Source organism: Flavobacterium sp. FlaQc-48, assembly GCF_044007335.1.
In the GTDB taxonomy this organism is placed as follows: domain Bacteria; phylum Bacteroidota; class Bacteroidia; order Flavobacteriales; family Flavobacteriaceae; genus Flavobacterium.
The window spans coordinates 1-255 of record NZ_JBIPCR010000094.1 but is presented as its reverse complement, the minus strand read 5'-3'; the positions used below and the strand labels follow the sequence as shown (position 1 = coordinate 255).

The 255-nt window shown below is 40.4% G+C and carries 1 rRNA gene; it reads left to right on the top strand.

Features of this window, described 5'->3' with window-relative positions:
- Nucleotides 1-168: 168 nt before the first annotated feature.
- A 5S ribosomal RNA gene (rrf, locus tag ACHRWY_RS27710) occupies nucleotides 169-255 on the top strand; the annotation flags it as partial.

The window sequence follows — 255 nt, the reverse complement described above, 5'->3', positions numbered from 1 at the left end:
GCAATCGGGAGGAAGAAACTTTCTAAAAATACTAAATAAAAATACTTTTCTTTATCTCAGTATGTTAAGATATTTGCCCGTCGCGGGCAGTCTTTTAGTCAAAAGATAAAAGTCATAAAGTCGAAAGGCTTTATAACTTTAAGACCTTAGACTTTAGACTAACAACCTTAAGGTGGTTATTGCGGCGGGGCTCACCTCTTCCCATCCCGAACAGAGTAGTTAAGCCCGCCTGCGCAGATGGTACTGCAGTTATGT